The following is a 25,118-nucleotide window of genomic DNA, read 5'->3' as shown; positions in this document are numbered from 1 at the left end:
TTGGTGGTTAATAAGCCTTTATTTTTTAAAACTTGTAAGTTCTGAATATCCCATAAGTTTTCCGTTTTTGTTATACGATTCACTTTTTACAACGCCAACGCCTTCGGCAATCCATTCTTTTATTTTAAATGTCATTTTCATGCCCATTTTCATTTCGTTATCATAACTTAATGCAAAACAGTTAAAGGTTCCTGCTGGTGTGGTTATCGATTCTTTTTGATCTACTTTTCTGTTTAGTATGTTAACGCTCATATTCATATTTATACCACCCATATTTATCGCCATATTCATATTAGCATCTTTTAAAGATTGGCCAATTTGTAAATCGTTAGGCAATTCAATATTTGTACCTGTAACCTCCATTTCCATATCCTTATATTGTTTAAGCATATCTGGATTAATCATGGATTTAAAATCTATTGAAACGGTGTTTCCATCGCACATTATGTCATAACTGGTGGTTGTAATTTCTTTTCCTTTAGCATCATAAATAATGGTTTTTATAGTAGCAGTATTGCCAACAATATTTGTTACTTCGTAATTAACAACACCTTCCTTTTTACCTTTTTTGCTATAGTTTGTTATTTCGAAGGTAACGCCTTCTTCAAAAGGATAGTATGCTTTACATGCATTTTGACTGTAAGACGAAACGCTTATAAAAAATAGACCTATTAATATTGTAATTTTTGTTTTCATTTTGTTTGATTTTTTAGAATACGCTTTAGGTATTATGTTTTTAATATATTTTATTTGCTAAGTAGCTTCTAAAGGTACTAATCATCTTCAGTATCAATGTCATTTTCCTCTACATTAGTGTTTTTCTCGCCGAGTAATAATTTTTTTGAAGTTTTAATACTGTATTTAAGTGCTTTTTTTGCTTTATTAATTCTAAGGGTTGCTTTTCCTTGTTTTAATATACTTAAGCCATCCAAATCATCTAGAATATTTGAAGCGCTATCGATTAAGCCTTCTAAATCATTTCTAGCTTCCTCTAAGGAGTCGATATCTTCATCCTCTAAAGGTGTTCCTGTTTCTGCAAAACCATCGTATTTATAAACTTTATCGTAAATATCGAATGATTTAGTAACAAAAGCATCTACACTGGAAACACCAATGTTACTATTAGGGCGTTTTAGTTGTTTGGTTTGCGCATCGAGTTTTGGGAATAGGGCAATAAAAGCAATCCAAAAGAGAATGATGCTTGCCGCATTTTTTGGTGATTTCATTTTGTAACGAGTTGATTAATAGCTGCCTTAAAGATAAAGATTAATTTTTATCGATATACAACGCATGTAGATTTATTTACATCGTTATCAGGCAGTTAATTAATTTGATACAAAATTATAGAGTTGTTTTCTCCCTTAGTTACAAATTCTAAATTACTGTCTTTGTCAATATTATCAAGTTCTATTGAAGCATTTCCGTAAACCGGGAAATTTGGGAGTAATTTAGATTGGCTATCGTATAAATAGATTTTATGTGATTGCAAATCAGTTGTGGAAACGTAAATTTTATTATTAATGTAGAAAAGTTTCGGGTTGGAATAATCTCCAAAGTCTAACTCGGTAGTTTTATTTTTAATAACAAGTTTGTTTTCGCTTTGCGTTACTAATGTTTTACTCGTTGTTTCAATATGATGATTCTCGGTTAGGTTTAAGTTTCTAGACGATACATTTCCTTTTGAATCTACTAGAACTAGATCGCCAGAGGCCGTTGTTGTAGTAAACGTATTATTGTATAAAAATATAGGTTGGTTGGAGTAGGAGTACGATTGTTTAGGTTTTACTCTAGTTTTTCCGAGCCTGTCTAGTATGTAAAGTTTGTTACTAGTTTTAATAGTAATGTAATCTTTAGTTCCAATTCTAAAATGTTTAGGTTGCGTTATAATAGTTTTATTAGCGGTTTTAAAAGTGAAACCGTTTATTGTTTTTCCTTTTGTGTCGTACATTAAAACGTTTTTACCTTGCGTAACTAAAAGTCTGTAGTTTTTTCGGTTATCATAATCGAAAACAGCCAAGGGTTGGGTAATATTATCATTAAATTTTAAGGCAAACGGTTTTACTTCCTTACCATTTCTATCTAAAACATAAACCCGGTTTGGTGTAGCAAATGCTAATTGTAAGCGCCCATTTTTATAAATGTCTATTTGCTCAATCTTACCTAAAATAGGCCCTTGTAATTGCTTTTTCCAAAGTGTTTTTCCTTGGTTGGAAATTAAATATAGATTGTTATTGACATCTTGAACAACAATTTCTTTTTGTTTTGTAATATGGTTTTTTACAAATTGCGGTGTGTTTAAAATAGCCTTGTCGAGTTTAATATTTAATTCTTCTGACACTGAGTTTACATGCGCTCTTTTTTTATTTTTTGCTATAATGCCATTAACATGCGCAAAATTATTATCGTATATAAATTGAATGGCTGTTGCATTGTAACCATCAATATTATAGGTTGTATTAGCTGAAATGTTTTTGTTTAATAGCGTTTTTAGCGAAGCTGCATTTATAATTTGTAGTAAGGATGATGCATCACTTAAGTTTTCTTTGTTGTTTTTAAAATACGATGTCGTACTTAATGTTGTTTTATTTTGATAGTTAGCAATAATATTTTGGAGCATTTCAGTGCTTCCGCTAAATACAAGGAAGTCGTCTATAATGCAATACAAGTTTGCATTGGCAGAAGTAATTAACGGAGAAAACGTATGAGCAAATAAACTAGGTTTACTAAAACTATAAATATCAATTTCTCTGTACGTTTCAACGATCGTTTGCTCGCTTAAAAGCGCGTCTTTGGTTGCAATAATATCAATAGAATTTAATATGATTGCACGATTATTACCTTCATAAATAACACCAATTTCTATTACGTCATTAAAAAGGTTGGTATTCGTATTTAAGGAATCTGTACTTTGATATTTAATTAAGTTTTCTTGAAATTGAGTAAAATCGTTAAATGTAAATGCTAATACACCATCGCTATTAGTTGGTGTTATATTTTGAATTTGATTGACTTGCGGAATCGTGTTTTTAAAAATATTTATAAGACTTTCGGTAGAATCATTCGCCTTGGCAATACCGTTAAAGTACATGTCGTTTTGGTTTAATTCCAAATCGATAGCCATATATTCTGTTAGCAGGTTAAGTGAAAGTGAATCTTCAATAAAAAGCGAAGGTGCTAAGCTCGATTTTGTGTTTAATAGTAGCGATGCTGTTTTGTCTTTGCTGGATGCCTTGTAAAGCCTTTTTAGGTTTTCGTCATTAAAAGTAGAATTAAAAACTTGATCAACGATCTGTTTTGATGATGATGCAAAAAAGGTACTATCAATAGTAGTGCTGTAAAACGTATCTTGATCGATAGTATGTTTTCTAATAGCTTGGTTGTTGTATTTAAGTAGTTCTTCTGTGTAATTGGGTAAAGAATCCGTTAGAAACAAATCTTTAGTCAATTTCGTTACTACCGAATACTGCATGCTATCTGTATTATCTTCAGAAAAGCAAATTAAAAGTTCGCTTGCAGGGCTTAAATAGGTTAACGGCGATAATTGTTTTTCTAAATTCTTATAAGTAGTCGTGCCCGATATACTTTGTAAAAAGTCACTATTATAAATGCCGCTGTTTAATCCTTCAGTGTTATTAGTTTTTAAAATAAACGAGGTGTTTTCGGGTACATAATCTAAAAGGTTAATGCGTTTATTGTTTGTTTTAGAACATCCAAAAACGAATAAAAATATATAGGAAAAACAAAGTAGTCTCATGTAAGGGGTTAATTTATACAAATATAAAAACTTAAACGTCTAACTTAAATTGGTCGGGTAATAATCTAAACGATTTTCTGTGGTATTTTGTTATACCATATTTTTTAATGGCTGCCCGATGCTCTTTAGTAGGATACCCTTTGTTTTGTTTCCAGTTATACATGGGGAATTCCTGGTGGATTTTGTCCATATATAAATCCCTGTGTGTTTTTGCTAAAACAGAAGCCGCAGCAATACTTAAATATTTGCTATCACCTTTAATAATGGTTTCGTGGGGTACGTTTTTGTAAAGCTTAAACTTGTTACCATCAACAATAATAAATTGTGGTGTTTTACTTAATTTATCTATGGAGTGATGCATAGCCAAAATTGAGGCATTCAATATGTTAATCTTATCAATTTCTTCTTGAAAAACATGGGCAACTCCAAAGCATAGGGCTTGTTCTTCAATAATAGGTTTTAAAAGCATTCTTTTCTTTTCGCTAAGTTGTTTGGAGTCGTTTAAAACGGCATTACTAAAGTGTTTTGGAAGTATTACGGCTGCAGCAGTAACAGGTCCAGCTAAACAACCGCGACCAGCTTCATCTGTTCCGCACTCTAAAATTAAATTGGAATGATTTGCTAATAACATGGTGCTAAAATATTGATAATTCTCGAAACTCAATTATTATGTATACATAGTATTTTTAATGTGTAAAATATGGATAGTTTAACAATCATTATAGAATTTTTAGATATATGCATTTTTTGTTAAAATTTTATGATTAAAAAGAGAGTTTTGTTGAGATATATGAGTTTTTGAAATGTTAAAAGTGGTTTTGTTAAGAATTTTTTAAGATAAATCTTTGTTTCTTTAAGATAATATTTAGAAATTCGTCAATGACTAACTCAAATAATTATTTATATGAAATTAAAATTGACCTGGTTGTTAACACTGTTAATGGTGTTTTCAATTCAACTGTCTAATGCTCAAGAAAGTCAAATTACGGGAAAAATTACTGATCCCACTGGTTTGCCTTTGCCCGGAGTAACTATTGTAGTAGATGGAACGAGTAAAGGTGTAGTTTCCGATTTTGACGGAATTTATGCTATTAGGGCTAAAAAAGGAGATGTGTTGCGAATGAGTTTTATTGGTATGAAAACTCAAAGAATAAGCGTTGCAGACGCCTCAACAATAAACATTACAATGGCAGAAGATTTAGAAAGTCTTGATGCGGTAGTTGTTACGGGGTATCAAAATGTAGATAGAGAGTTATTTACTGGTGCATCGCAAACAGTCAAAGCAGCCGATATTAAACTTGACGCTGTGCCTGATGTAACTCGAAGTTTAGAAGGTAGAGCCGCCGGTGTAAGTGTACAAAACGTTACTGGAACGTTTGGTGCGGCACCTAGAATAACTATTCGTGGTTCGTCTTCAATTTTAGGAGATACAAAACCTATTTGGGTTATTGATGGAGCTATACAAGAAGAGATTGTAGATATATCTTTTCAAGATTTAGTTGCTGGAGATATTAATAGTTTATTAAGTTCTGCTTTAGCAGGATTAAATGCTAATGATATTGAAAGTTTTGAGATTCTTAGGGATGCATCTGCAAGTGCTCAGTACGGAGCAAGAGCATTAAATGGTGTTGTAGTAATTACTACTAAATCTGGGAAAAGAAATCAAAAACCTTCTTTTAATTATTCTTCAGAGTATGCAGTTAGAGCTATTCCAAGTTACAGCCAGTATAACCTTTTAAATTCTCAAGAAACAGTTTCTATTTACAGACAGTTAGCAAGTGCTCAAGTGGGCCAAATAACTAATACAGGTGTGGTTAATGGTAGAACAGGTGGTATTTACAACTTGCTTTATAATTCTTTAGAACCAAATGAACAAGGAGAATTTGAAGTTAGCAATACGCCAGAAGGAAGAGCTAGCTTTTTACAGCAATATGAACTAGCTAATACCGATTGGTTTAAAGAGTTATTTAGGGCTACTCCTACACAAACACACACCTTAAGCTTTTCGGCCGGTAGTGAGAAAAGTACGACATATGCATCTTTAGGGTATTTTACAGATCCAGGGTGGACTATTGCAGATAGAGTAAGAAGATTAACAGGGAACTTAAGAAATACCTTTTATTTAGGAGATGATGATAGAATTAAGGTAACCACACAGTTAAATACTTCGATTAGAAATCAAATGGCTCCTGGGACTTTAGATAGGGAGTCAGATCAATTTTTTGGTTCCTTTACTCGAGAGTTTGATATAAACCCTTTTAATTATGCGCTTAATACAAGTAGAGCAATTCGTCCAAGAGATAATAATGGAGATTTAGAATATGTTCGAAACAATTGGGCTCCGTTTAATATCCTAGAGGAAGTTAAGAATAACTATATTGAATTAAATGTAAACGATGTAAGGTTTCAAGCGCAGTTAGATTATCAGATTAATGATAATTTAAAATATTCATTCTTAGGAACTGCTCGTTATGCAAGCTCAATTTCAGATCATTCCACAACCGAGTTTTCTAATGCTGCTGGGGCTTATAGAGCAGATGATAATACTATTATTAGAGATGCTAATACCTTTTTGTTTCAAGATCCAGAACTTCCAAATACTAGCCCATACGTAGTTTTACCAGTTGGTGGAATTTTAAGAAATAGTAGAAATACTATTACAACTTATACAGTAAGAAATACTTTAGAGTATAAGAAAAGATTTAAAGATGATATGCATGGTTTAACCATTTATGGAGGACAAGAGTATAGACATACAGATCGTTCTTCTGGTTTTGATACTGGGTATGGCTACCAATTCTCTAGAGGAGGAACGGTTTTTACAGATCCTGATATTTTAAGAAAGGCAATTTTAGATGGCGATGACTATTTTGGTTACCAAGAAACTAGAAATAGAGAGATTACCTTGTTTGCTAATGCTACTTATGATTTCGATAAAAAATATATTTTAAATGTTTCAGGGAACTATGAAGGCTCAAATAGAGCAGGTAAATCTGACGGAACTAGATGGTTACCAACATATACTGTTTCAGGAAGATGGAATATACACAGAGAGAACTTTATCGATAACTCGGGTGTTTTAAATAATTTAGTACTAAGAGGTTCTTATGGACTGTCTGCATTAATTGCTAATACGGCATCTAATAATGAAGCCATATTTAGAAATCAAGTAACTGATAGGTTATTAATATCTGATAGAGAAAATGCTATTGATATTATCGATTTACAAAACTCTGGTTTAACTTGGGAAAAACAAACAGAATATAACTTAGGTTTAGATATTGGCTTATTCGGAAATCGAATTGCAATGAATGTTGATGCGTATTATAGAGATGGAAAGGATTTAATAGATTTTATAACAACCTCAGGTATTGGGGGAGAATCAATAAAATTAGGTAATTTTTCTTCTTTAGAAACTAAAGGTATAGAGTTTCAGCTGAATACTGTAAATGTATCAGGTGCTGATTTTAAATGGAATTCAGGATTTAATATATCATTACTTGACCAAAAAATCACTGATTTACAACAGGAACCTAATGTGTTCGATTTAATTACGGGAGGTCAATTTGGTAATGCGGTAGGTTATGCACCAAATTCGTTGTTCTCATTTAATTTTGAAGGACTTGATAGTGATGGTTACCCAACTTTTACATTACCTGAAGATGGTATAGATTTTCAGTCAACCGATGATCCATTATCATATTTAAAATACGAAGGCGCAACATTGCCAAATGTAACAGGTGGACTTGCTAATAATTTTAATTATAAAAATTGGGATTTTAGCTTCTTCATTTCGTTCTCTGCAGGAAATAAAATCAGGTTAGATCCTGCTTATTCTTCAAGCTATTCAGATTTATCGGTTTTTCCAACTGAATTTTTAAACAGATGGTTGGTTCCTGGAGATGAAGAATTTACTAATATACCAGTAATACCTTCAGAACAATTAATTCAAAGAAGAGGAACAACAGATTCTAGACAAATTTTTAATGCCTATAATTATTCGTCTGAGCGTATAGCAGATGGAGATTTTATACGTATGAAGAATATAACACTAGGCTATTCATTAGATAAGAATGTTGTTAAAAAATTAGGGATGACGCGTTTCAGGTTAAGCTTGCAAACAACAAATCCATTCTTAATTTATTCTGATGATAAATTAGCCGGACAGGATCCTGAATTTATAAGATCTGGTGGTGTGGCCTTTCCAATAACTAGGTTATATACATTTACTGTTAATGTTGGATTTTAAAAAAAAAACTATGAAAAAATATAATTTAATAAAATTACCAATCATTGCACTGCTTTTAGTAATGGTATCATGCGATGAAATATTAGATGAGTCACCAGATAATAGAACAGAAATTGATTCTTTAGATAAAATTGGTGAGCTTTTAGTAAATGCGTATCCGCAAGCTTTATATACGCCTTTTTTGGAACCAATGTCTGACAATGCAGATGATAAAGGTTTTTCTGCTACAGAAACTCGCTTAAATGATTTTATGTATGAATGGGGAGAGTTTTTTGATGATGATGATGATACACCAACCAATTATTGGAATGAAGCTTATGCAGCTATAGCTCAAGCAAATCAAGCCTTGACTTCGCTAGATGAACTAGGCGAAACTGATGTGAATGAAAGAGGGGAAGCGCTTTTATGCAGGGCGTATGGCCATTTTATGTTAGTAAATATTTTTGCTAAAGCATATAATCCATCAACTGCTTCGTCCGATTTAGGAATTGCATATGTAACGGAGCCAGAAACTACCTTACTTCCGCAATATTCAAGAAATACAGTTGAAGAAGTTTATGATTTTATAAAAGCAGATTTAGTTGAAGGTCTTAAGTATATTGGAAATGATTTAAACTACAACGAGCCTAAATTTCATTTTAATGCAAGAGCTGCTAATGCATTTGCTTCTCGTTTTTATCTTGTGCTAGGAGAATGGCAAAAAGTTGTTGAGCATAGTAATAACGTTCTAGGTTCAGGTTCAGGTGTAGAAGATATTAGAGATTATACAAATGATTACAGAGGAGCGGCTTTGAGTTATAGCGAAAGAGCTTTTAGGTTTTCTGCAGCTATAGAACCTGCAAATTTATTAATAACTGTAGGATCTTCAGTATATAACAGAAATCATGCTAGTTTACGTTATCAGTTAAGTGGTAGTTTAGCTAGAATACTTTCCTTTAATGGTAATGCTGCGGGACTTGAATGGTCCGAACAGGTCTATGGAGGTAGCGATGTAGTTTATAATGTTCCTAAATATGACGAATATTTTAAAGTAACTAACCAAGCGGCAGGAACGGGAACTCCTTTTGTTCAAATTCCTATTTTAACTACCGATGAAGCCATGTTTAATAGAGCCGAGGCTTATGCTATGCTAGGAGAATTTCAATTAGCTGCAGATGATTTAAATACATTATTATCCGTTAAATCTGAAAACTATACTAGTGCGGCTATATTAACTACTGATGATATTGCTAATAATTTTGGGGTTGACGTAAATTATTACACGCCGTTTTATGAAATATCAGGAGATGCATTGCCTTTTGTAAATGTTATTTTAGAAACAAAAAGATCTGTTTTTTATAACGAAGGTTTGCGTTGGTTTGATATAAAAAGACATGATATAGAAGTACAGCATGAAAGACAAGTTACACCAAATGTTTCTGAAACTTTAGTGCTTCCTAAAGGCGATAATAAAAGGGCATTGCAAATTCCAACCGAGGCGCAATCTCGTGGTATTTTACCAAACCCAAGATAGCCTTGTTAAACTTTAAAACAATTAAAATGAAAAATATAAAAAATATAACACTGGTAAATCTTGTATTTGTCTTCTTGTTACTAGGCTCCTGCAGTGATACGTCTGATACTATAAAAGAAAGCCAAATAGATACGAGCACACCAATTCTTTCAGATTTAGATATCTGGTTAAGATCTAATTTTGTTGCACCATATAATATTGAAATATCTTATTTATGGGGTGCTAGTGATACCGATATAGCTAGGTTTTTATATCCAATGCGAGAGGCTGGCGTAGAACGTTGGTCTGAAACAATTAGAAACGCTTGGATTGAACCTTATAACGAATTAGGTGGCGATGATTTTATAGCAAAAATTACCCCTCGTCAATTAGTGTATTCTGGAGGTTTTAATTATAATCCTAATAGTCCTACCATAACCTTAGGTTTGGCAGAGGCAGGAACTAGAATTACGTTTTTTAATTTAGACTATCTAGATTATTCTGATGAAGATAATATTAGAGAGCCTTTAAGAACTCTACATCATGAGTATGGACATATTTTGAACCAGAAAATTCCGTTTACAGATGATTATGGTTTAATAACTCCAGGAGATTATACGGCCCAATGGTTTAATGTTAGCGATCAAGAAGCGTTAGATATGGGATTCATTACCCCGTATGCGTCCAGTCAGCCAGGTGAAGATTTTGTTGAAATTATAGCAAATATGTTAACTAACTCTAAAGAAGATTTTGATGCAATTGTTAGTACGGCTAGTCCTACAGGTCAAGCGTACATACGACAAAAACAAGACATTGTAGTGGCGTATTTTCAAGAAAACTTCAATATCGATTTATATGAACTTCAGGAACTAACGTACCAGGCACTTATAGATAGTTTGGACTAAAAAAAAATAAAAATGAAAAAAATAATTAAATACATATTCAGTTTATTATTGTTAACTATTGTTCTTAATTCTTGTGAAGTTGATAGAACAGAAGCAGTATTTGATGAGGCACCCTCAATTAGAATTGATGAAAATATTGAAGAGTTGCGAACCTTTCTATTATCTCAAGAAGAAGGTTATTCTGGTGTTTACTTTCCAAATAATAGTATTGTAGGTGGTGTAAATTTCCATATGAAGTTTACCGAAGATTTAAGAGTTAAAATCACTTCCGATTTTAAATCAAATACCGAGCTTACAGATACAAGATACGATATTGTTACAGGAACAACTGCTGCCGAATTGGTTTTCACATCAGGGTCAAGACATATTACAGATTTAATTCAGGATGGCGATCAAGGTTTCAATACATTTTATGGCGGCAACTCATTTCAATATGTGGGTGAAGAAAATGGAGTGATTTCGTTTAAAGAAGTACGTAGTGACGGACTTTTTGTAATCTCGCCTTCCGGTTTTACAGATTTTGAAACAGAAAGTGTTGCTAGTGCCGATTTGACGTATGCCACTAGAGAAGCGTTCACAGAGATTGATTGTGAAACCGCATCGGTTTATGATAATTTAGTTTTAGCAGTAAATAATGCTGGCGAAACTACTAATTATATATTAAATTATGATTCTAGAAATTTCTTCTTCGATGCAGGAACTACTGATGAAAACGGAGAGAGTACAAGGCAAGGTTTAGGAGTAGCTTTTACTTTTATAGACGGGCAAGAAGCAATACAAATTAGTCCAGCCTTAGAGGTTGGAGAAAATAGCTTCGAGAATTTTATTTTAGATTCAGGAGCAGATAAAGTTCAATACGTAGCAAATGTTAATGGAGTAACGGCCTCTATCTCTCAAACGTCTTTATCGGCGCCTACAGGAGAGGATGTTATGGAGCTGCCAGGTTCAATTTATGTTTACGATGTAGCAGACGGTACAAATCCATTGTTAAGTCCTTGCTTTACAGAAACAGTTTTAGATCAAATGAATACAAACCTCGATCTTCGATTTGGCGCAGGTACATTAAAATTTTCTTTTTATTACCTATTCCTTAATTTAGAAGGTGGTTGTTCAAATTTAGCAATATTTTTAGAAGATGAAACTGGTGGCTTGTATCGAGCTAATTATTGTATTGTTGCCAATATAGAAAACAATACCATGTTCTTTGAGTACCTTGGACCATATTCTGGGGTAAACGATGCGTTTTTCGAAGAAAATTTACAACCTTTAATGGACTTTTTCAGTGGCCCTCAAGGTTTACTTTACACCAACGAAGGTTCTTTTAGCGGTAGTATAAATGGTTATTTAAATGCGGCAGGTGCGTTTACTAGTTTAGATAATCCTTCATTACGATCTTATGGCTATTTCTTTCCATAAAAATATTAAATGAGTATTACTCAACTAATTTAAAAACCCCTATGCTTAATAAATAAAGCATAGGGGTTTTATTTATTTAATAAATACTGTAAAATATAATTTTTTCATTTTACATCGTTATCATAAATTGTATTTACATTTGCATACTTTTAATTTTGTTTACTTTTTTAGCATAATTAAAATCTGTATTGAAAACTATTTATAGTTATCATAACCTTATAATATTTTTTTTTAAAAACATTTCAGAATGCATAAATTGGTTGTTTTACTACTCTTGTTATTTTTTACTTTATCTATTAAGGCGCAAGATGCACCACAGAGAGTGGATAGACAATCTGCAATGGAGTCCCTTCAAGTTCAAGACTCAGTAAAGTTAAAACGAAACGCTCCAACTAAAGATAAAACATCAGAGCAACCAAAAGCCAAAATCCAAGACTACTTAATAATCTCTCACGAAAGAGATACAACATATTTAGATACCTCATTAACTATTCAAAAAGAATACAAGTTTAATTACCTGCTTAAAGATAATTTTGGCCTAATTCCATTTTCCAATTTAGGGCAAACCTATAACAGTCTAACACATAATTTTGCTAATAGTAACTCAATGCCATTATTTGGTGCAAGAGCAAGACATTTTAATTACATGGAAATTGAGGATATCAATTATTACCATGTACCAACACCATTAACAGAGTTGTTTTTTAAAACAGCATTCGAGCAAGGTCAGCTAGCCGATTCCTTTTTTACGGTAAACACCTCGCCACAATTTAATTTTTCAATTGCTTATAAAGGATTACGATCCTTAGGTAAATATCAAAATATATTAACCAGTACGGGTAACTTTAGGTTTACATCAAATTATACATCAAAAAATAAACGTTATACAGCACGAGGCCATATAGTAACTCAAGACTTATTAAATCAAGAAAATGGAGGTTTGGAAGACGATAGCGTTATCAATTTTGAGTCCGGAGACCAAGAGTTTATCGATAGATCAATTTTAGAAGTTAATTTCGAAAATGCCGAAAGCATAATGCGAGGTAAACGTTTCCACCTAGACCATAGCTATACAATTCTAAATAAATCAGTAAAAGCAGAACTACCAGAAACATTAAACGATTCTACCTCCAAAAGCACCATAACAGTAAATCATATTATGTCCTTCGAGGATAAGTATTACGAGTATAATCAAACAGGGGACGAACCAGATTATTTTGGAGACGCATTCGTAACAACAGACCTAAAGGACAAAGCCACTCTAGAAAATTTCTATAACAAAGTTGAGGTCGATTACTTTAACAACGTACTAGGGCGGTTTAAGTTCAATGTAAACACCAATAACTATAACTATGGTTACAATAAATTAGTCGTCTTAAACGGAAATACAATAACAAACCGAATAAAAGGGAGTATAGTCGCCGTAGGCGGTAAGTATAGCAAACGCTATAAAGGTTTGCAATTAAATGGAGAGTTAGGAGCCAATATATCTGGCGATTTCGATGGCAACTATATAAAAGCAAACGCAGTTTTTAATTTAAATAGCGAGATATCAGCATCGGCATCTATTAATCACAGTTCAAAAGTGCCAAATTATAACACCCTATTATATCAAAGCGATTATATTAATTATAACTGGCAAAACAACTTTAATAATATCGAAACCCAACAAATAGGGTTTAACCTAAAATATAAAAACCTAGCAAACCTAAAAGTCGATTATTCTACAATCGATAACTTTGTATATTTTCAAAAAGACGCAATCACACTCCAGGTATCACCATTCCAAAATAACAGCACAATAAACTACCTAAGAGTAAAACTAGCAAACGAAATAAAGTTCGGTAAATTCGCCTTAAACAATACCATATTATACCAAAACGTAAAAGACGATAATAATACCTTAAACGTACCCGAGTTAAACACACGTAACACCATATACTTTTCAAGCCCATTATTTAAAAATGCCTTGTATTTACAAACAGGTATCACCTTAAATTACTTTACCAACTATTATATGGATGCCTATAATCCTGTCTTGGCAGAATTCTATGTGCAAAACGATACTGAATTTGGTAATTTTCCGCGCCTAGACTTTTTTCTAAACGCAAAAATCCGTCAAACAAGAATTTATTTTAAAGCAGAACACTTTAATGCAGCATTCACTGGCTATAATTATTATTCAGCACCAAACTATCCATACCGCGATTTCTCAATTAGGTTTGGGGTCGTTTGGAATTTCTTCCTGTAAATAGCATTAGGGCGTTACCCAAGGGTCGGGCTTTACATTACAAGTCCTCGCACCTCCTTCGTCGGGCTGTGGGCTTTCCATTACAATCCCTAACGCGGGTCTACCAACAAGCATATACAATAGCTGTAAGTAAATAGGTCATCCTATATGGGTATCAGTTTTATTATTCATAGTTATATATAATGCGCTTGTAAGTAATCAAGCAACTAATATTTCATTAAATCAGCTTAGGAGTTTTTTATTAAGTGGTTTTTTTACGTGTTGTAAATAACAGGAAATAAGCTTGTTAAAGGAGTGGTGTTAAAAAAGGAAAAAAAATCTAAAAAAAGTCATTGTCAAAATAAAAAAGGATAGTAAGTTTGCACCCCGTTAAAAACGCAATATGTGTTTAATGGAACGTTCATAAGAAGGTTGATTGATAATTTTAAGAGGTTTAAAAAACTTTTCAAAAAAAATATCAAAATCACTTGTAAGAGTTAATAAAAAGGTTGTAGATTTGCAGCCGCTAAAAACGGTAATTATCGCAGATAGCAAAACGCTCATATAAAGGTTTTGGTTTTAGGTTTAGGAAGTTAAAAAAAACTTTTTAAAATAAATCAAAAAACTATTGTGAGAGTTAAAAAAGGGTTTTATATTTGCACCCGCTAACAAGGAAACGAGTTAACAAAAGAGAAACAAGTTCATAAACATATTGAATTGACAGCGTAAAAATTAATTTGGAAACGAATTAATTTAACAAAGAGAATAGACCATTTTGAGTACTAGAGATTCTGATTAGTTGTTAAAAGATGTTGACTTAATTTATTAAGATTAACACACAAAAATTAACGATGAAGAGTTTGATCCTGGCTCAGGATGAACGCTAGCGGCAGGCCTAACACATGCAAGTCGAGGGGTAACATGGTAGCTTGCTACTGATGACGACCGGCGCACGGGTGCGTAACGCGTATAGAATCTACCTTTTGCTGAGGAATAGCCCAGAGAAATTTGGATTAATGCCTCATAGTATGCAGCCTTCTCATGAAGATTGCATTAAAGGTTACGGCAAAAGATGACTATGCGTCCTATTAGCTAGATGGTAAGGTAACGGCTTACCATGGCAACGATAGGTAGGGGCCCTGAGAGGGGGATCCCCCACACTGGTACTGAGACACGGACCAGACTCCTACGGGAGGCAGCAGTGAGGAATATTGGACAATGGAGGCAACTCTGATCCAGCCATGCCGCGTGCAGGAAGACTGCCCTATGGGTTGTAAACTGCTTTTATACAGGAAGAAACAATCTCACGTGTGAGATCTTGACGGTACTGTAAGAATAAGGATCGGCTAACTCCGTGCCAGCAGCCGCGGTAATACGGAGGATCCAAGCGTTATCCGGAATCATTGGGTTTAAAGGGTCCGTAGGTGGATAATTAAGTCAGAGGTGAAAGTTTGCAGCTCAACTGTAAAATTGCCTTTGATACTGGTTATCTTGAATTATTGTGAAGTAGTTAGAATATGTAGTGTAGCGGTGAAATGCATAGATATTACATAGAATACCAATTGCGAAGGCAGATTACTAACAATCAATTGACACTGATGGACGAAAGCGTAGGTAGCGAACGGGATTAGATACCCCGGTAGTCTACGCCGTAAACGATGGATACTAGCTGTTGGACTTCGGTTCAGTGGCTAAGCGAAAGTGATAAGTATCCCACCTGGGGAGTACGTTCGCAAGAATGAAACTCAAAGGAATTGACGGGGGCCCGCACAAGCGGTGGAGCATGTGGTTTAATTCGATGATACGCGAGGAACCTTACCAGGGCTTAAATGTAGATTGACAGGTTTAGAGATAGACTTTTCTTCGGACAATTTACAAGGTGCTGCATGGTTGTCGTCAGCTCGTGCCGTGAGGTGTCAGGTTAAGTCCTATAACGAGCGCAACCCCTGTTGTTAGTTGCCAGCGAGTCATGTCGGGAACTCTAACAAGACTGCCAGTGCAAACTGTGAGGAAGGTGGGGATGACGTCAAATCATCACGGCCCTTACGTCCTGGGCTACACACGTGCTACAATGGTAGGGACAGAGAGCAGCCACTGGGCGACCAGGAGCGAATCTATAAACCCTATCACAGTTCGGATCGGAGTCTGCAACTCGACTCCGTGAAGCTGGAATCGCTAGTAATCGCATATCAGCCATGATGCGGTGAATACGTTCCCGGGCCTTGTACACACCGCCCGTCAAGCCATGGAAGCTGGGAGTGCCTGAAGTCCGTCACCGTAAGGAGCGGCCTAGGGTAAAATCGGTAACTAGGGCTAAGTCGTAACAAGGTAGCCGTACCGGAAGGTGCGGCTGGAACACCTCCTTTCTAGAGAAAGACGACTAATAAGTATCAAAAACTATTATGAAGAGTAGTTTATTCTCAAAGCTGTTAATTTAAAATAAAGATTTAGTAGAGTCTCATAGCTCAGCTGGTTAGAGCGCTACACTGATAATGTAGAGGTCGGCAGTTCGAGTCTGCCTGAGACTACTAACTACTAAATATAAAGGAAATTCTAGAAGAGAACTATCCACCAAAAGTCGGCAACAAGCGACTGCATACTGCAGACTGTGGACTGTTAACTTAAAGAAACGGGGGATTAGCTCAGCTGGCTAGAGCGCCTGCCTTGCACGCAGGAGGTCATCGGTTCGACTCCGATATTCTCCACGAATTACGAAAGTAATTAAAGTTCATTGACATATTGAAAAAAGATACATGAAATATGATTAGATAAATCTAATCTATTAAAAGTAATAATTAGGATTAATTAGAATCACCACGAGCGATATCTAATTAATCATATTATAGTTATAAAATCGTTTATAATTATAATAAACTCATTAAAAAAGCAAAAAGTACAATAAGCTAAATAAGGGCGTATGGGGAATGCCTAGGCTCTCAGAGGCGATGAAGGACGTGATAAGCTGCGAAAAGTTGCGGGGATCTGCACACAAGAATTGATCCGCAAATATCCGAATGGGGCAACCCACTATATTGAAGATATAGTATCCGAAAGGAAGCAAACCCGGAGAACTGAAACATCTAAGTACCCGGAGGAGAAGAAAACAAAAGTGATTCCGATAGTAGCGGCGAGCGAAATTGGATTAGCCCAAACCAAAGTTGTTACGGCAATTTTGGGGTTGTAGGACCACGATATTTGAAGCACGATGAATTAGAATTGTTTGGAAAGACAAGCCATAGACGGTGATAGCCCGGTATAAGTAAAGACTGTGAATCTAGTGGTATCCTGAGTAGTGCGGGGCACGTGAAACCCTGTATGAAACAGTCGGGACCATCCGATAAGGCTAAATACTCCTGAGAGACCGATAGTGAACTAGTACCGTGAGGGAAAGGTGAAAAGAACCCTGAATAAGGGAGTGAAATAGAACCTGAAACCATACGCTTACAAGCGGTCGGAGCAGACTTGATCTGTGACGGCGTGCCTTTTGCATAATGAGCCTACGAGTTACCGTTGCTAGCAAGGTTAAGTACTTCAGGTACGGATCCGTAGCGAAAGCGAGTCTGAATAGGGCGCTTAGTTAGTAGTGGTAGACGCGAAACCGTGTGATCTACCCATGGGCAGGTTGAAGCTGTAGTAACATACAGTGGAGGACCGAACGGATATACGTTGAAAAGTGTTCCGATGACCTGTGGGTAGGGGTGAAAGGCCAATCAAACTCGGAAATAGCTCGTACTCCCCGAAATGCATTTAGGTGCAGCGTTGATTTATAGTTTTATAGAGGTAGAGCTACTGATTGGATGCGGGGGCTTCACCGCCTACCAATTCCTGACAAACTCCGAATGCTATAAAATGTTAATCAGCAGTGAGGGCATGGGTGCTAAGGTCCATGTCCGAGAGGGAAAGAACCCAGACCATCAGCTAAGGTCCCAAAATATATGTTAAGTTGAACTAACGAGGTTGAACTGCTTTGACAGCTAGGATGTTGGCTTGGAAGCAGCCATTCATTTAAAGAGTGCGTAACAGCTCACTAGTCGAGCGGTTCGGCATGGATAATAATCGGGCATAAACATATTACCGAAGCTATGGGATAGAAATATCGGTAGGGGAGCATTGTAGTGTCGTCGAAGGTGTGATGTGAGTCATGCTGGAGAAGCTACAAAAGAAAATGTAGGCATAAGTAACGATAATGCGGGCGAGAAACCCGCACGCCGAAAGACTAAGGTTTCCTCAGCTATGCTAATCAGCTGAGGGTTAGTCGGGACCTAACGCGAACCCGAAAGGGGTAGTGGATGGACAACAGGTTAATATTCCTGTACCTGCTCTCAATAAAAGTGACGGAGGTGTAAATTTGGTGCGTACTGACGGAATAGTACGTTGAAGCGAGTAGTGATACCGCGATAGTACACTGAGACTTCGGTCAAGGTGATAATCCAGAAAAGCAACTTCCAAGAAAAGCAAGAGAAGCAGCCCGTACCCTAAACCGACACAGGTAGTTGGGATGAGAATTCTAAGGCGCTCGAGAGATTCATGGCTAAGGAATTAGGCAAAATAGACTCGTAACTTCGGGAGAAGAGTCGCCACCCTTCGGGGTGGCCGCAGTGAAAAGGTCCAGGCGACTGTTTATCAAAAACACAGGGCTATGCTAAATTGAAAGATGATGTATATGGCCTGACACCTGCCCGGTGCTGGAAGGTTAAGTGGAGGGTTTAGAAGTTTACTTCGAAGATCTCAAATGAAGCCCCAGTAAACGGCGGCCGTAACTATAACGGTCCTAAGGTAGCGAAATTCCTTGTCGGGTAAGTTCCGACCTGCACGAATGGTGCAACGATCTGGACACTGTCTCAGCCATGAGCTCGGTGAAATTGTAGTATCGGTGAAGATGCCGATTACCCGCTGTGGGACGAAAAGACCCCGTGCACCTTTACTATAGCTTAGTATTGGTTTTGGATAAGTAATGTGTAGGATAGGTGGGAGACTTTGAAGTGGCGTCGCTAGGCGTTGTGGAGTCATTGTTGAAATACCACCCTTTGCTTATCTAGAGTCTAACCTTCGAAGAAGGGACAGTGCTTGGTGGGTAGTTTGACTGGGGTGGTCGCCTCCAAAAGAGTAACGGAGGCTTCTAAAGGTTCCCTCAATACGGTTGGTAATCGTGTGTAGAGTGCAATGGCATAAGGGAGCTTGACTGAGAGACCTACAAGTCGATCAGGTACGAAAGTAGAGCATAGTGATCCGGTGGTTCCGCATGGAAGGGCCATCGCTCAAAGGATAAAAGGTACGCCGGGGATAACAGGCTGATCTCCCCCAAGAGCTCATATCGACGGGGGGGTTTGGCACCTCGATGTCGGCTCGTCACATCCTGGGGCTGGAGAAGGTCCCAAGGGTTGGGCTGTTCGCCCATTAAAGTGGCACGCGAGCTGGGTTCAGAACGTCGTGAGACAGTTCGGTCTCTATCTACAGTGGGCGTTAGAAATTTGAGTGGATCTGACTCTAGTACGAGAGGACCGAGTTGGACTAACCTCTGGTGTATCTGTTGTTCCGCCAGGAGCATTGCAGAGTAGCTACGTTGGGAAGGGATAAGCGCTGAAAGCATATAAGCGCGAAACCCACCACAAGATGAGATTTCTTTAAAGGGTCGTGGGAGATTACCACGTTGATAGGCTATAGGTGTAAAGGCAGTAATGTCATAGCCGAGTAGTACTAATAACCCATAGGCTTATTGTACGCCTGTTTTTTTACTAAGTTCAATATTATTACAACAATCATGTCTCTTATTTTCAATATGTTAAGATATTTGTTCATCTATAGGATGAACGCTGAAGACTCGAGGTGAAAGCCGACAGTCAGCAGCTATAACTTAAGGTGGTTATAGCGATGGGGCTCACCTCTTACCATTCCGAACAGAGAAGTTAAGCCCATTAGCGCCGATGGTACTACATTTGTGGGAGAGTAGGTCGTTGCCTTTTTTAATCCTCAACATTTATTTGTTGAGGATTTTTTTTGCGCTATTCTGAAGGATGGGGGAGAGTAGCGTTAAGAATATACTTAAGGCATATATTTTTCCAATAACTCACTATGATCTGTTTAAAAACAGATATTGTATAGTACCAGAGTGATCAGAATTGTATATTGTGAAATGGATGTTAATTCTAGAATAGTAACGTGTTTATGGAGTCAAATTTCCTCGAGCTTGGAGTTTGATTGTAAAGCTTACACGTTTTTATTGTATGGGTGTTGTTTTTTCCTATGCTTACTGTTTTTATGGGGTATATTAAGCTTAAATTGTTTTACAATAATTTTATGTTAGAGGATTATTATGTTTTGGTGATATTTTACAGGCAAGGGCTTTAGTTTATCATTATAATTTGCTGTTCTAGTATGGATTTAAGATCTGTAATATGGTTCTCTTATGCTGTATTGGGATTTTTAAGTATATTCTATATAGTGTAAAGTTGTTATACTCCAGATTTAATAGGCCTGAAATGTTATAAATGCGGATTATAGTAATACTTATTCTATATTTATAAAGACAACTGTCTGTATGTTTTTAGGTTTAGTACTGCTTTATAGGAGATAAACTGAATATAAAGTTGTGTATGTATGTTGGCAAATAAGCGCGGGAGCGATAGAAGTGGTTAGGTATTGTAAAACTTCCATTTATGGTTTTACAAAACTAATATCGGATAGTGCGGTTTTTATATTGTTTTAATGTTTGTAATAGCTTTTTTGCTATTTTGTGATTAAGCTTGTATTTCAAACGCGCCGAAAGCGCAGAACTTATTAAAAACAAAAAATCCCGTAAACCTAAGTTTCGAGATTTTTTTGTGGTACCTCCAGGAATCGAACCAGGGACACAAGGATTTTCAGTCCTTTGCTCTACCAACTGAGCTAAGGTACCTCGCCAAAGCGGTTGCAAATATATATTCAATTTTGTTATTCGCCAAGAGAAAAATGTAAAATTTTTAATTTTTTTAATTTATTTTTAAAATTTAGAGGTAACTTATTTGTTATTAATATTATAGGGAATTTTAGTTATTTATTATTTGTGGTTTTGTAATTTTAGCTTTTTAAAAAACTATGAATTTAATTATTGATGTTGGGAACTCTTTTGTAAAACTGGCTGTTTTTAATGGTATTGATCTTATAGATAAGCGTGTTGTTTTACTTAAGGATGTTGAGGAGGAAATAGATGTGTTAGCAAAAGGTTATCTTGATTTGGATAATGTTATAATATCCTCGGTAGGGAAATTTGCAAAGGAGCCTATAAATGCTATTTCTAAACGTTTTAATGTGCTGGTTTTGGACTCTCATACTAAATTGCCTTTTAAAAACCTTTACAGTACGCCTAAAACCTTAGGTGTAGATAGGATTGCTTTGGTTTGTGGTTCTATTAATAAGTTTGCTAAGAAGAACGTGCTTATTATAGATGCGGGTACATGTGTTACTTATGATTTTATAAATAATGATAATGAGTATTTAGGTGGTGCTATTTCCCCTGGTATTAATATGCGTTATAAGGCTTTGAATAATTTTACTGCTAAATTGCCGTTGTTAGATAAAGAAATGCCGGAAAATATTGTTGGTAATTCTACCGAAGCATCCATACATTCTGGTGTTGTTTTTGGGTTTTTAAAGGAAATTGAAGGTGTTATTGAATGTTATGAAGAAAAATATTCTGATTTAACAGTAATTTTAACAGGTGGGGATACTAAATTCTTGTCTAAACAATTAAAAAGTAGCATATTTGCCAATCCTAATTTTCTTTTAGAAGGATTAAACTATATTTTACAATTTAACTCAAACGAATGATTAAAAAACTTGTATTAGTTTTTATTGCAATAATTGCAATGCACGGTTATGCACAACAAGGAACAACATCTCCTTATTCCTTTTATGGTATTGGTAGCTTAAAGTTTAAAGGCACTGTAGAGAATAGAAGTATGGGAGGTTTGAGTATTTATAACGATAGTATTCACGTTAACTTAAGGAATCCTGCGTCTTACGCTAGTGATAATTTGGAGCTTTGGGATAACGAAAGCAGACCTGTTAAGTTTGCTGTTGGTGGTAGTTACACAAGTTCGACTATAGAAAGTAGTACGAGTAGTGATGATGCATCATCTACGACTTTTGATTACCTAGCTGTTAATATTCCTTTAGGTAAATTTGGGGTAGGTTTTGGTTTATTGCCTTATACATCGGTTGGTTATAAATTAGAAGGAACAAACGCAGATGGTGATATTGATAATAGATTTGAGGGCGAAGGTGGTTTAAATAAAGCCTTTTTAGGTTTTGGTTACCAAGTTGCTAAGGGTGTAAGTGTTGGTGTGGATTTTCAATATAACTTCGGGCATACAAAAAACAGTATTGTTAATTACCAATACTCTGATGGTTTACCTACCCAATACCAGTCTAAAGAGAATAATAGATCCGATTTAAGCGGATTAAATATTAATTTAGGCTTATCTTATAAAACCATGATAAGCAAGAACCTAGAATTTGTATCTAGTGTTACGTATACACCAAAAAGTACTTTGGTTTCTTTAAACGAGCGTACCATATCGACAATTACGGTTGGTAGTCAAGGGCAAGAAAGCGAAAGAAACGTTGTTAATTTAGATTTAAGTGCTGATGGTTTAGATGAGACAGAATTAGTTATGCCATCTAAATTTACTTTTGGAGGTGGTATAGGGAAACCTAGAAAATGGTTTGTTGGTGCAGAAACTACCTTTTTAAAGACAGGTTCTTTTTCTAACGAATTATTTAGTAACGGAACTACCTATGAAGATGCATATTCGTTTTCATTGGGAGGTTTTTATATTCCGCAGTACAATTCATTTAGAAGTTATTGGAAACGTGTTGTTTACAGGGCTGGATTTAGAACAGAAGAAACAGGTTTAAATATAAATGATGAATCTATTAAAGAGTTTGGCATATCTTTTGGAGTAGGTATACCAGTTGGCGATGCAAGATTATTCTCAAACGCGAATTTAGGATTTGAATTTGGCCAACGCGGAACAAAAAACAGTAATTTAATTCAAGAGAATTTTATTAATTTACAATTAAGTTTATCTTTGAACGATAGATGGTTCCAGAAACGAAAGTATGATTAACATTACAAAATTATTATCATGAAAACAAAAATTACATTACTACTAGCATTTTTCTTTATTGGGTTAAACTTTGGTTTTGCTCAGCAAGATGAAGAATGTATGACGAAGCTTTCTATATTCCATGAATATGTAAAAGCAAAAAATTATGATGCTGCTTACGAGCCTTGGATGGCAGTAAGAAATAAGTGCCCTAAATTTAATAACGCTATTTACGTTGATGGTGAAAAAATATTAGAAGATAAAATTGATAAGGCATCTGGAGCTGATAAAGTGGCCTTAATAAATGATCTTTTAAAACTTTGGGAGCAAAAGGCAGAACATTTTGCTAGTAAAACTCCAAAAGGCGAGTATGCTGCTCAAGCTGCGCAATTAATGTATGATAATAAAGAGGAATTAGGTAAAAGTACAGAAGAGTTATATAACGCTTTTGATGCTGCTTACCAGTTGGATAAAGCTACATTTACAAATCCTAAAAGTTTATATACATATTTCTCTTTAATGGTAGATTTGTATGATGCTGGTAAAAAACCTGCCGCAGATTTATTTAATAAGTACGACGACGTTGTAGAGAAAGTTGAAGATGAAGTAAAAAGTTTTTCTGAAAAATTAAATAAATTAATTCAAAAGGAAGATGCTGAAGTTGCTTTAACTAAAAAAGAAGGTCAGTATAAAAAATATTACGAAAGCTATTTAAAAGCTTACGATCAAATTTCTGGTAGTATTGATGGGAAATTAGGTGATAGAGCAAATTGCCAAAACCTTATTCCTTTATACAGAAAAGATTTTGAAGAAAACAGAAACAATGCCGTTTGGTTACAAAGAGCAGCAGGAAAGATGTCTCAAAAAGAATGTACAGACGATCCATTATTTTTTGAGTTAGTAAATGCATATCATAATATTAGTCCATCGGCTAATTCTGCTTACTACTTAGGATTATTAAAAGATAAAGAAGGTAAAACTAACGAGGCAATCGAATTTTTTGAGCAAGCCATTGGTTTAGAAACAGATAGTTTTAAAAAGTCTAAATTATATTACAGAATTGCTACTAAGTTAAAAGCTAGAGGTAGTTATGGTAAAGCAAGAGGATATTACAGACAAGCATTATCGCTTAACCCATCAAACGGTCGTCCTCATATTGCAATAGCAGCAATGTATGCAGCAAGTGCTAATAACTGTGGAGATTCTAACTTCGATAAGAGAGCAGTATACTGGTTAGCAGCAAAAGAGGCTCAAAGAGCAGCTAGTGTAGATCCAACTTTAAGTAAAGCGGCATCTCAATCGGTTGCTAATTACAAAGCAAAAGCACCTCAAAAATCTGAAATATTTACTTCAGGTAGAGCAGGTCAAACCATTAAAATTGGTTGTTGGATTGGGTCTTCTGTAACAGTACCAAGTATCTAATGAGAAAACACATTTCATATAATATTTTTAACATAGTCACAATTTTTATTGTGACTATGTTTTTTTCATGTAATGATAGTTTTAAGCAAGTTCAAAAAATAGGAATTTCAGAAAATGAACCAATAGGAGTAGATCATAATGTTAACTTAAAGTATACAGATTCTGGTAGGGTATCGGCTAATTTAATTAGCACTAAAGTATTGGACTATACGAATAGAGATTTTCCGTTTCGTCAGTTCACAGATGGTGTTACACTTTACATCTATGATAAGGATAATCAAAAAAGTACCGTGCAAGCGGATAATGCATTTGTATACGATAACACTAACTTAATTGATATGCAGGATAATGTTGTTATTACAACACATGATAATCAAGTTTTAAAAACAGAACAATTATTTTATAATACTGGAAAGGAATGGCTTTCTACTAACAAGCCCGTTAGTTTTAAAACCAAAACAGATTTAATAAACGGGAATGGTTTCGATTCTAATTCAGAATTCTCAAATGCCGAAGTACTAGAGGTTACCGGAATTATTACCTTAGAAGATTAATTTCTACTAA

General features: G+C 35.2%; 13 protein-coding genes, 3 tRNA genes and 3 rRNA genes. 14 read left to right on the top strand and 5 right to left on the bottom strand.

Features of this window, described 5'->3' with window-relative positions; genetic code table 11:
• Positions 1–18: 18 nt before the first annotated feature.
• The 4 genes from AAFN75_RS03660 to AAFN75_RS03645 all read right to left on the bottom strand — a co-directional run bounded on the left by AAFN75_RS03660 (position 19) and on the right by AAFN75_RS03645 (position 4,385).
• Positions 19–696, bottom strand: coding sequence for a hypothetical protein (locus tag AAFN75_RS03660; protein ID WP_411808267.1), 678 nt, complete (start codon positions 694–696; stop codon positions 19–21).
• A 77-nt stretch (positions 697–773) separates the two neighbouring features.
• Positions 774–1,226: a hypothetical protein gene (locus AAFN75_RS03655; RefSeq protein WP_411808266.1), complete on the bottom strand. Its 453-nt coding sequence runs from the start codon at positions 1,224–1,226 to the stop codon at positions 774–776.
• 95 nt (positions 1,227–1,321) lie between these two features.
• Complete coding sequence (locus tag AAFN75_RS03650; protein WP_411808265.1) at positions 1,322–3,754, bottom strand: ribonuclease HII; 2,433 nt, start codon at positions 3,752–3,754, stop codon at positions 1,322–1,324.
• A gap of 31 nt (positions 3,755–3,785) precedes the next feature.
• Positions 3,786–4,385: a ribonuclease HII gene (locus AAFN75_RS03645; RefSeq protein WP_411808264.1), complete on the bottom strand. Its 600-nt coding sequence runs from the start codon at positions 4,383–4,385 to the stop codon at positions 3,786–3,788.
• A 273-nt stretch (positions 4,386–4,658) separates the two neighbouring features.
• Here AAFN75_RS03645 and AAFN75_RS03640 point away from each other — a divergent pair, with 273 nt between their 5' ends.
• The 10 genes from AAFN75_RS03640 to rrf all read left to right on the top strand — a co-directional run bounded on the left by AAFN75_RS03640 (position 4,659) and on the right by rrf (position 20,009).
• Complete coding sequence (locus tag AAFN75_RS03640; protein WP_411808263.1) at positions 4,659–8,003, top strand: SusC/RagA family TonB-linked outer membrane protein; 3,345 nt, start codon at positions 4,659–4,661, stop codon at positions 8,001–8,003.
• 10 nt (positions 8,004–8,013) lie between these two features.
• Complete coding sequence (locus AAFN75_RS03635; RefSeq protein ID WP_411808262.1) at positions 8,014–9,516, top strand: RagB/SusD family nutrient uptake outer membrane protein; 1,503 nt, start codon at positions 8,014–8,016, stop codon at positions 9,514–9,516.
• Positions 9,517–9,542: 26 nt separating this feature from the next.
• Complete coding sequence (locus AAFN75_RS03630) at positions 9,543–10,400, top strand: substrate import-associated zinc metallohydrolase lipoprotein (protein WP_411808261.1); 858 nt, start codon at positions 9,543–9,545, stop codon at positions 10,398–10,400.
• A gap of 12 nt (positions 10,401–10,412) precedes the next feature.
• Positions 10,413–11,816 (top strand): DUF4302 domain-containing protein, encoded by a 1,404-nt coding sequence (locus tag AAFN75_RS03625; RefSeq protein WP_411808260.1) that lies wholly within the window; start codon positions 10,413–10,415, stop codon positions 11,814–11,816.
• 247 nt (positions 11,817–12,063) lie between these two features.
• Entirely contained in the window at positions 12,064–14,067 is a 2,004-nt protein-coding gene (locus AAFN75_RS03620; protein WP_411808259.1) for a putative porin, read from the top strand.
• 827 nt (positions 14,068–14,894) lie between these two features.
• Positions 14,895–16,412, top strand: a 16S ribosomal RNA gene (locus tag AAFN75_RS03615).
• Positions 16,413–16,500: 88 nt separating this feature from the next.
• Positions 16,501–16,574: transfer RNA gene (locus AAFN75_RS03610), tRNA-Ile, on the top strand.
• 103 nt (positions 16,575–16,677) lie between these two features.
• Positions 16,678–16,751 (top strand) — tRNA-Ala (locus tag AAFN75_RS03605).
• Positions 16,752–16,942: 191 nt separating this feature from the next.
• Positions 16,943–19,767 (top strand): 23S ribosomal RNA (locus tag AAFN75_RS03600).
• A 134-nt stretch (positions 19,768–19,901) separates the two neighbouring features.
• Positions 19,902–20,009: ribosomal RNA gene (gene rrf, locus AAFN75_RS03595) — 5S ribosomal RNA — on the top strand.
• The 16S, 23S and 5S rRNA genes sit together here with 2 tRNA genes alongside, the layout of an rRNA operon.
• Positions 20,010–20,868: 859 nt before the next feature.
• On the opposite strand, the gene AAFN75_RS03590 is transcribed toward rrf, so the two are convergent.
• Positions 20,869–20,941 (bottom strand) — tRNA-Phe (locus AAFN75_RS03590).
• Between the two features lie 179 nt (positions 20,942–21,120).
• Between AAFN75_RS03590 and AAFN75_RS03585 the strand changes: the two genes are divergently transcribed.
• The 4 genes from AAFN75_RS03585 to lptC are packed head-to-tail and all read left to right on the top strand — an operon-like array spanning position 21,121 to position 25,108.
• On the top strand, positions 21,121–21,852 hold the full coding sequence (locus AAFN75_RS03585; protein WP_411808258.1) for a type III pantothenate kinase: 732 nt from the start codon (positions 21,121–21,123) through the stop codon (positions 21,850–21,852).
• Entirely contained in the window at positions 21,849–23,153 is a 1,305-nt protein-coding gene (locus tag AAFN75_RS03580) for a hypothetical protein (protein ID WP_411808257.1), read from the top strand. Before AAFN75_RS03585 ends, AAFN75_RS03580 begins: the two co-directional genes overlap by 4 nt.
• 18 nt (positions 23,154–23,171) lie before the next feature.
• A complete protein-coding gene (locus AAFN75_RS03575; RefSeq protein WP_411808256.1) occupies positions 23,172–24,554 on the top strand; it encodes a hypothetical protein in 1,383 nt (460 codons plus the stop codon).
• Entirely contained in the window at positions 24,554–25,108 is a 555-nt protein-coding gene (lptC, locus tag AAFN75_RS03570) for an LPS export ABC transporter periplasmic protein LptC (RefSeq protein WP_411808255.1), read from the top strand. The genes AAFN75_RS03575 and lptC overlap by 1 nt, the downstream gene beginning before the upstream one ends.
• The last annotated feature ends 10 nt before the right edge of the window (positions 25,109–25,118 follow it).

This window comes from Algibacter sp. AS12 (assembly GCF_046736315.1).
In the GTDB taxonomy this organism is placed as follows: Bacteria; Bacteroidota; Bacteroidia; order Flavobacteriales; family Flavobacteriaceae; genus Algibacter_B; species Algibacter_B amylolyticus.
The sequence above is the reverse complement of the archived record's forward strand: the minus strand, read 5'-3'. Positions and strand labels throughout refer to the sequence as shown.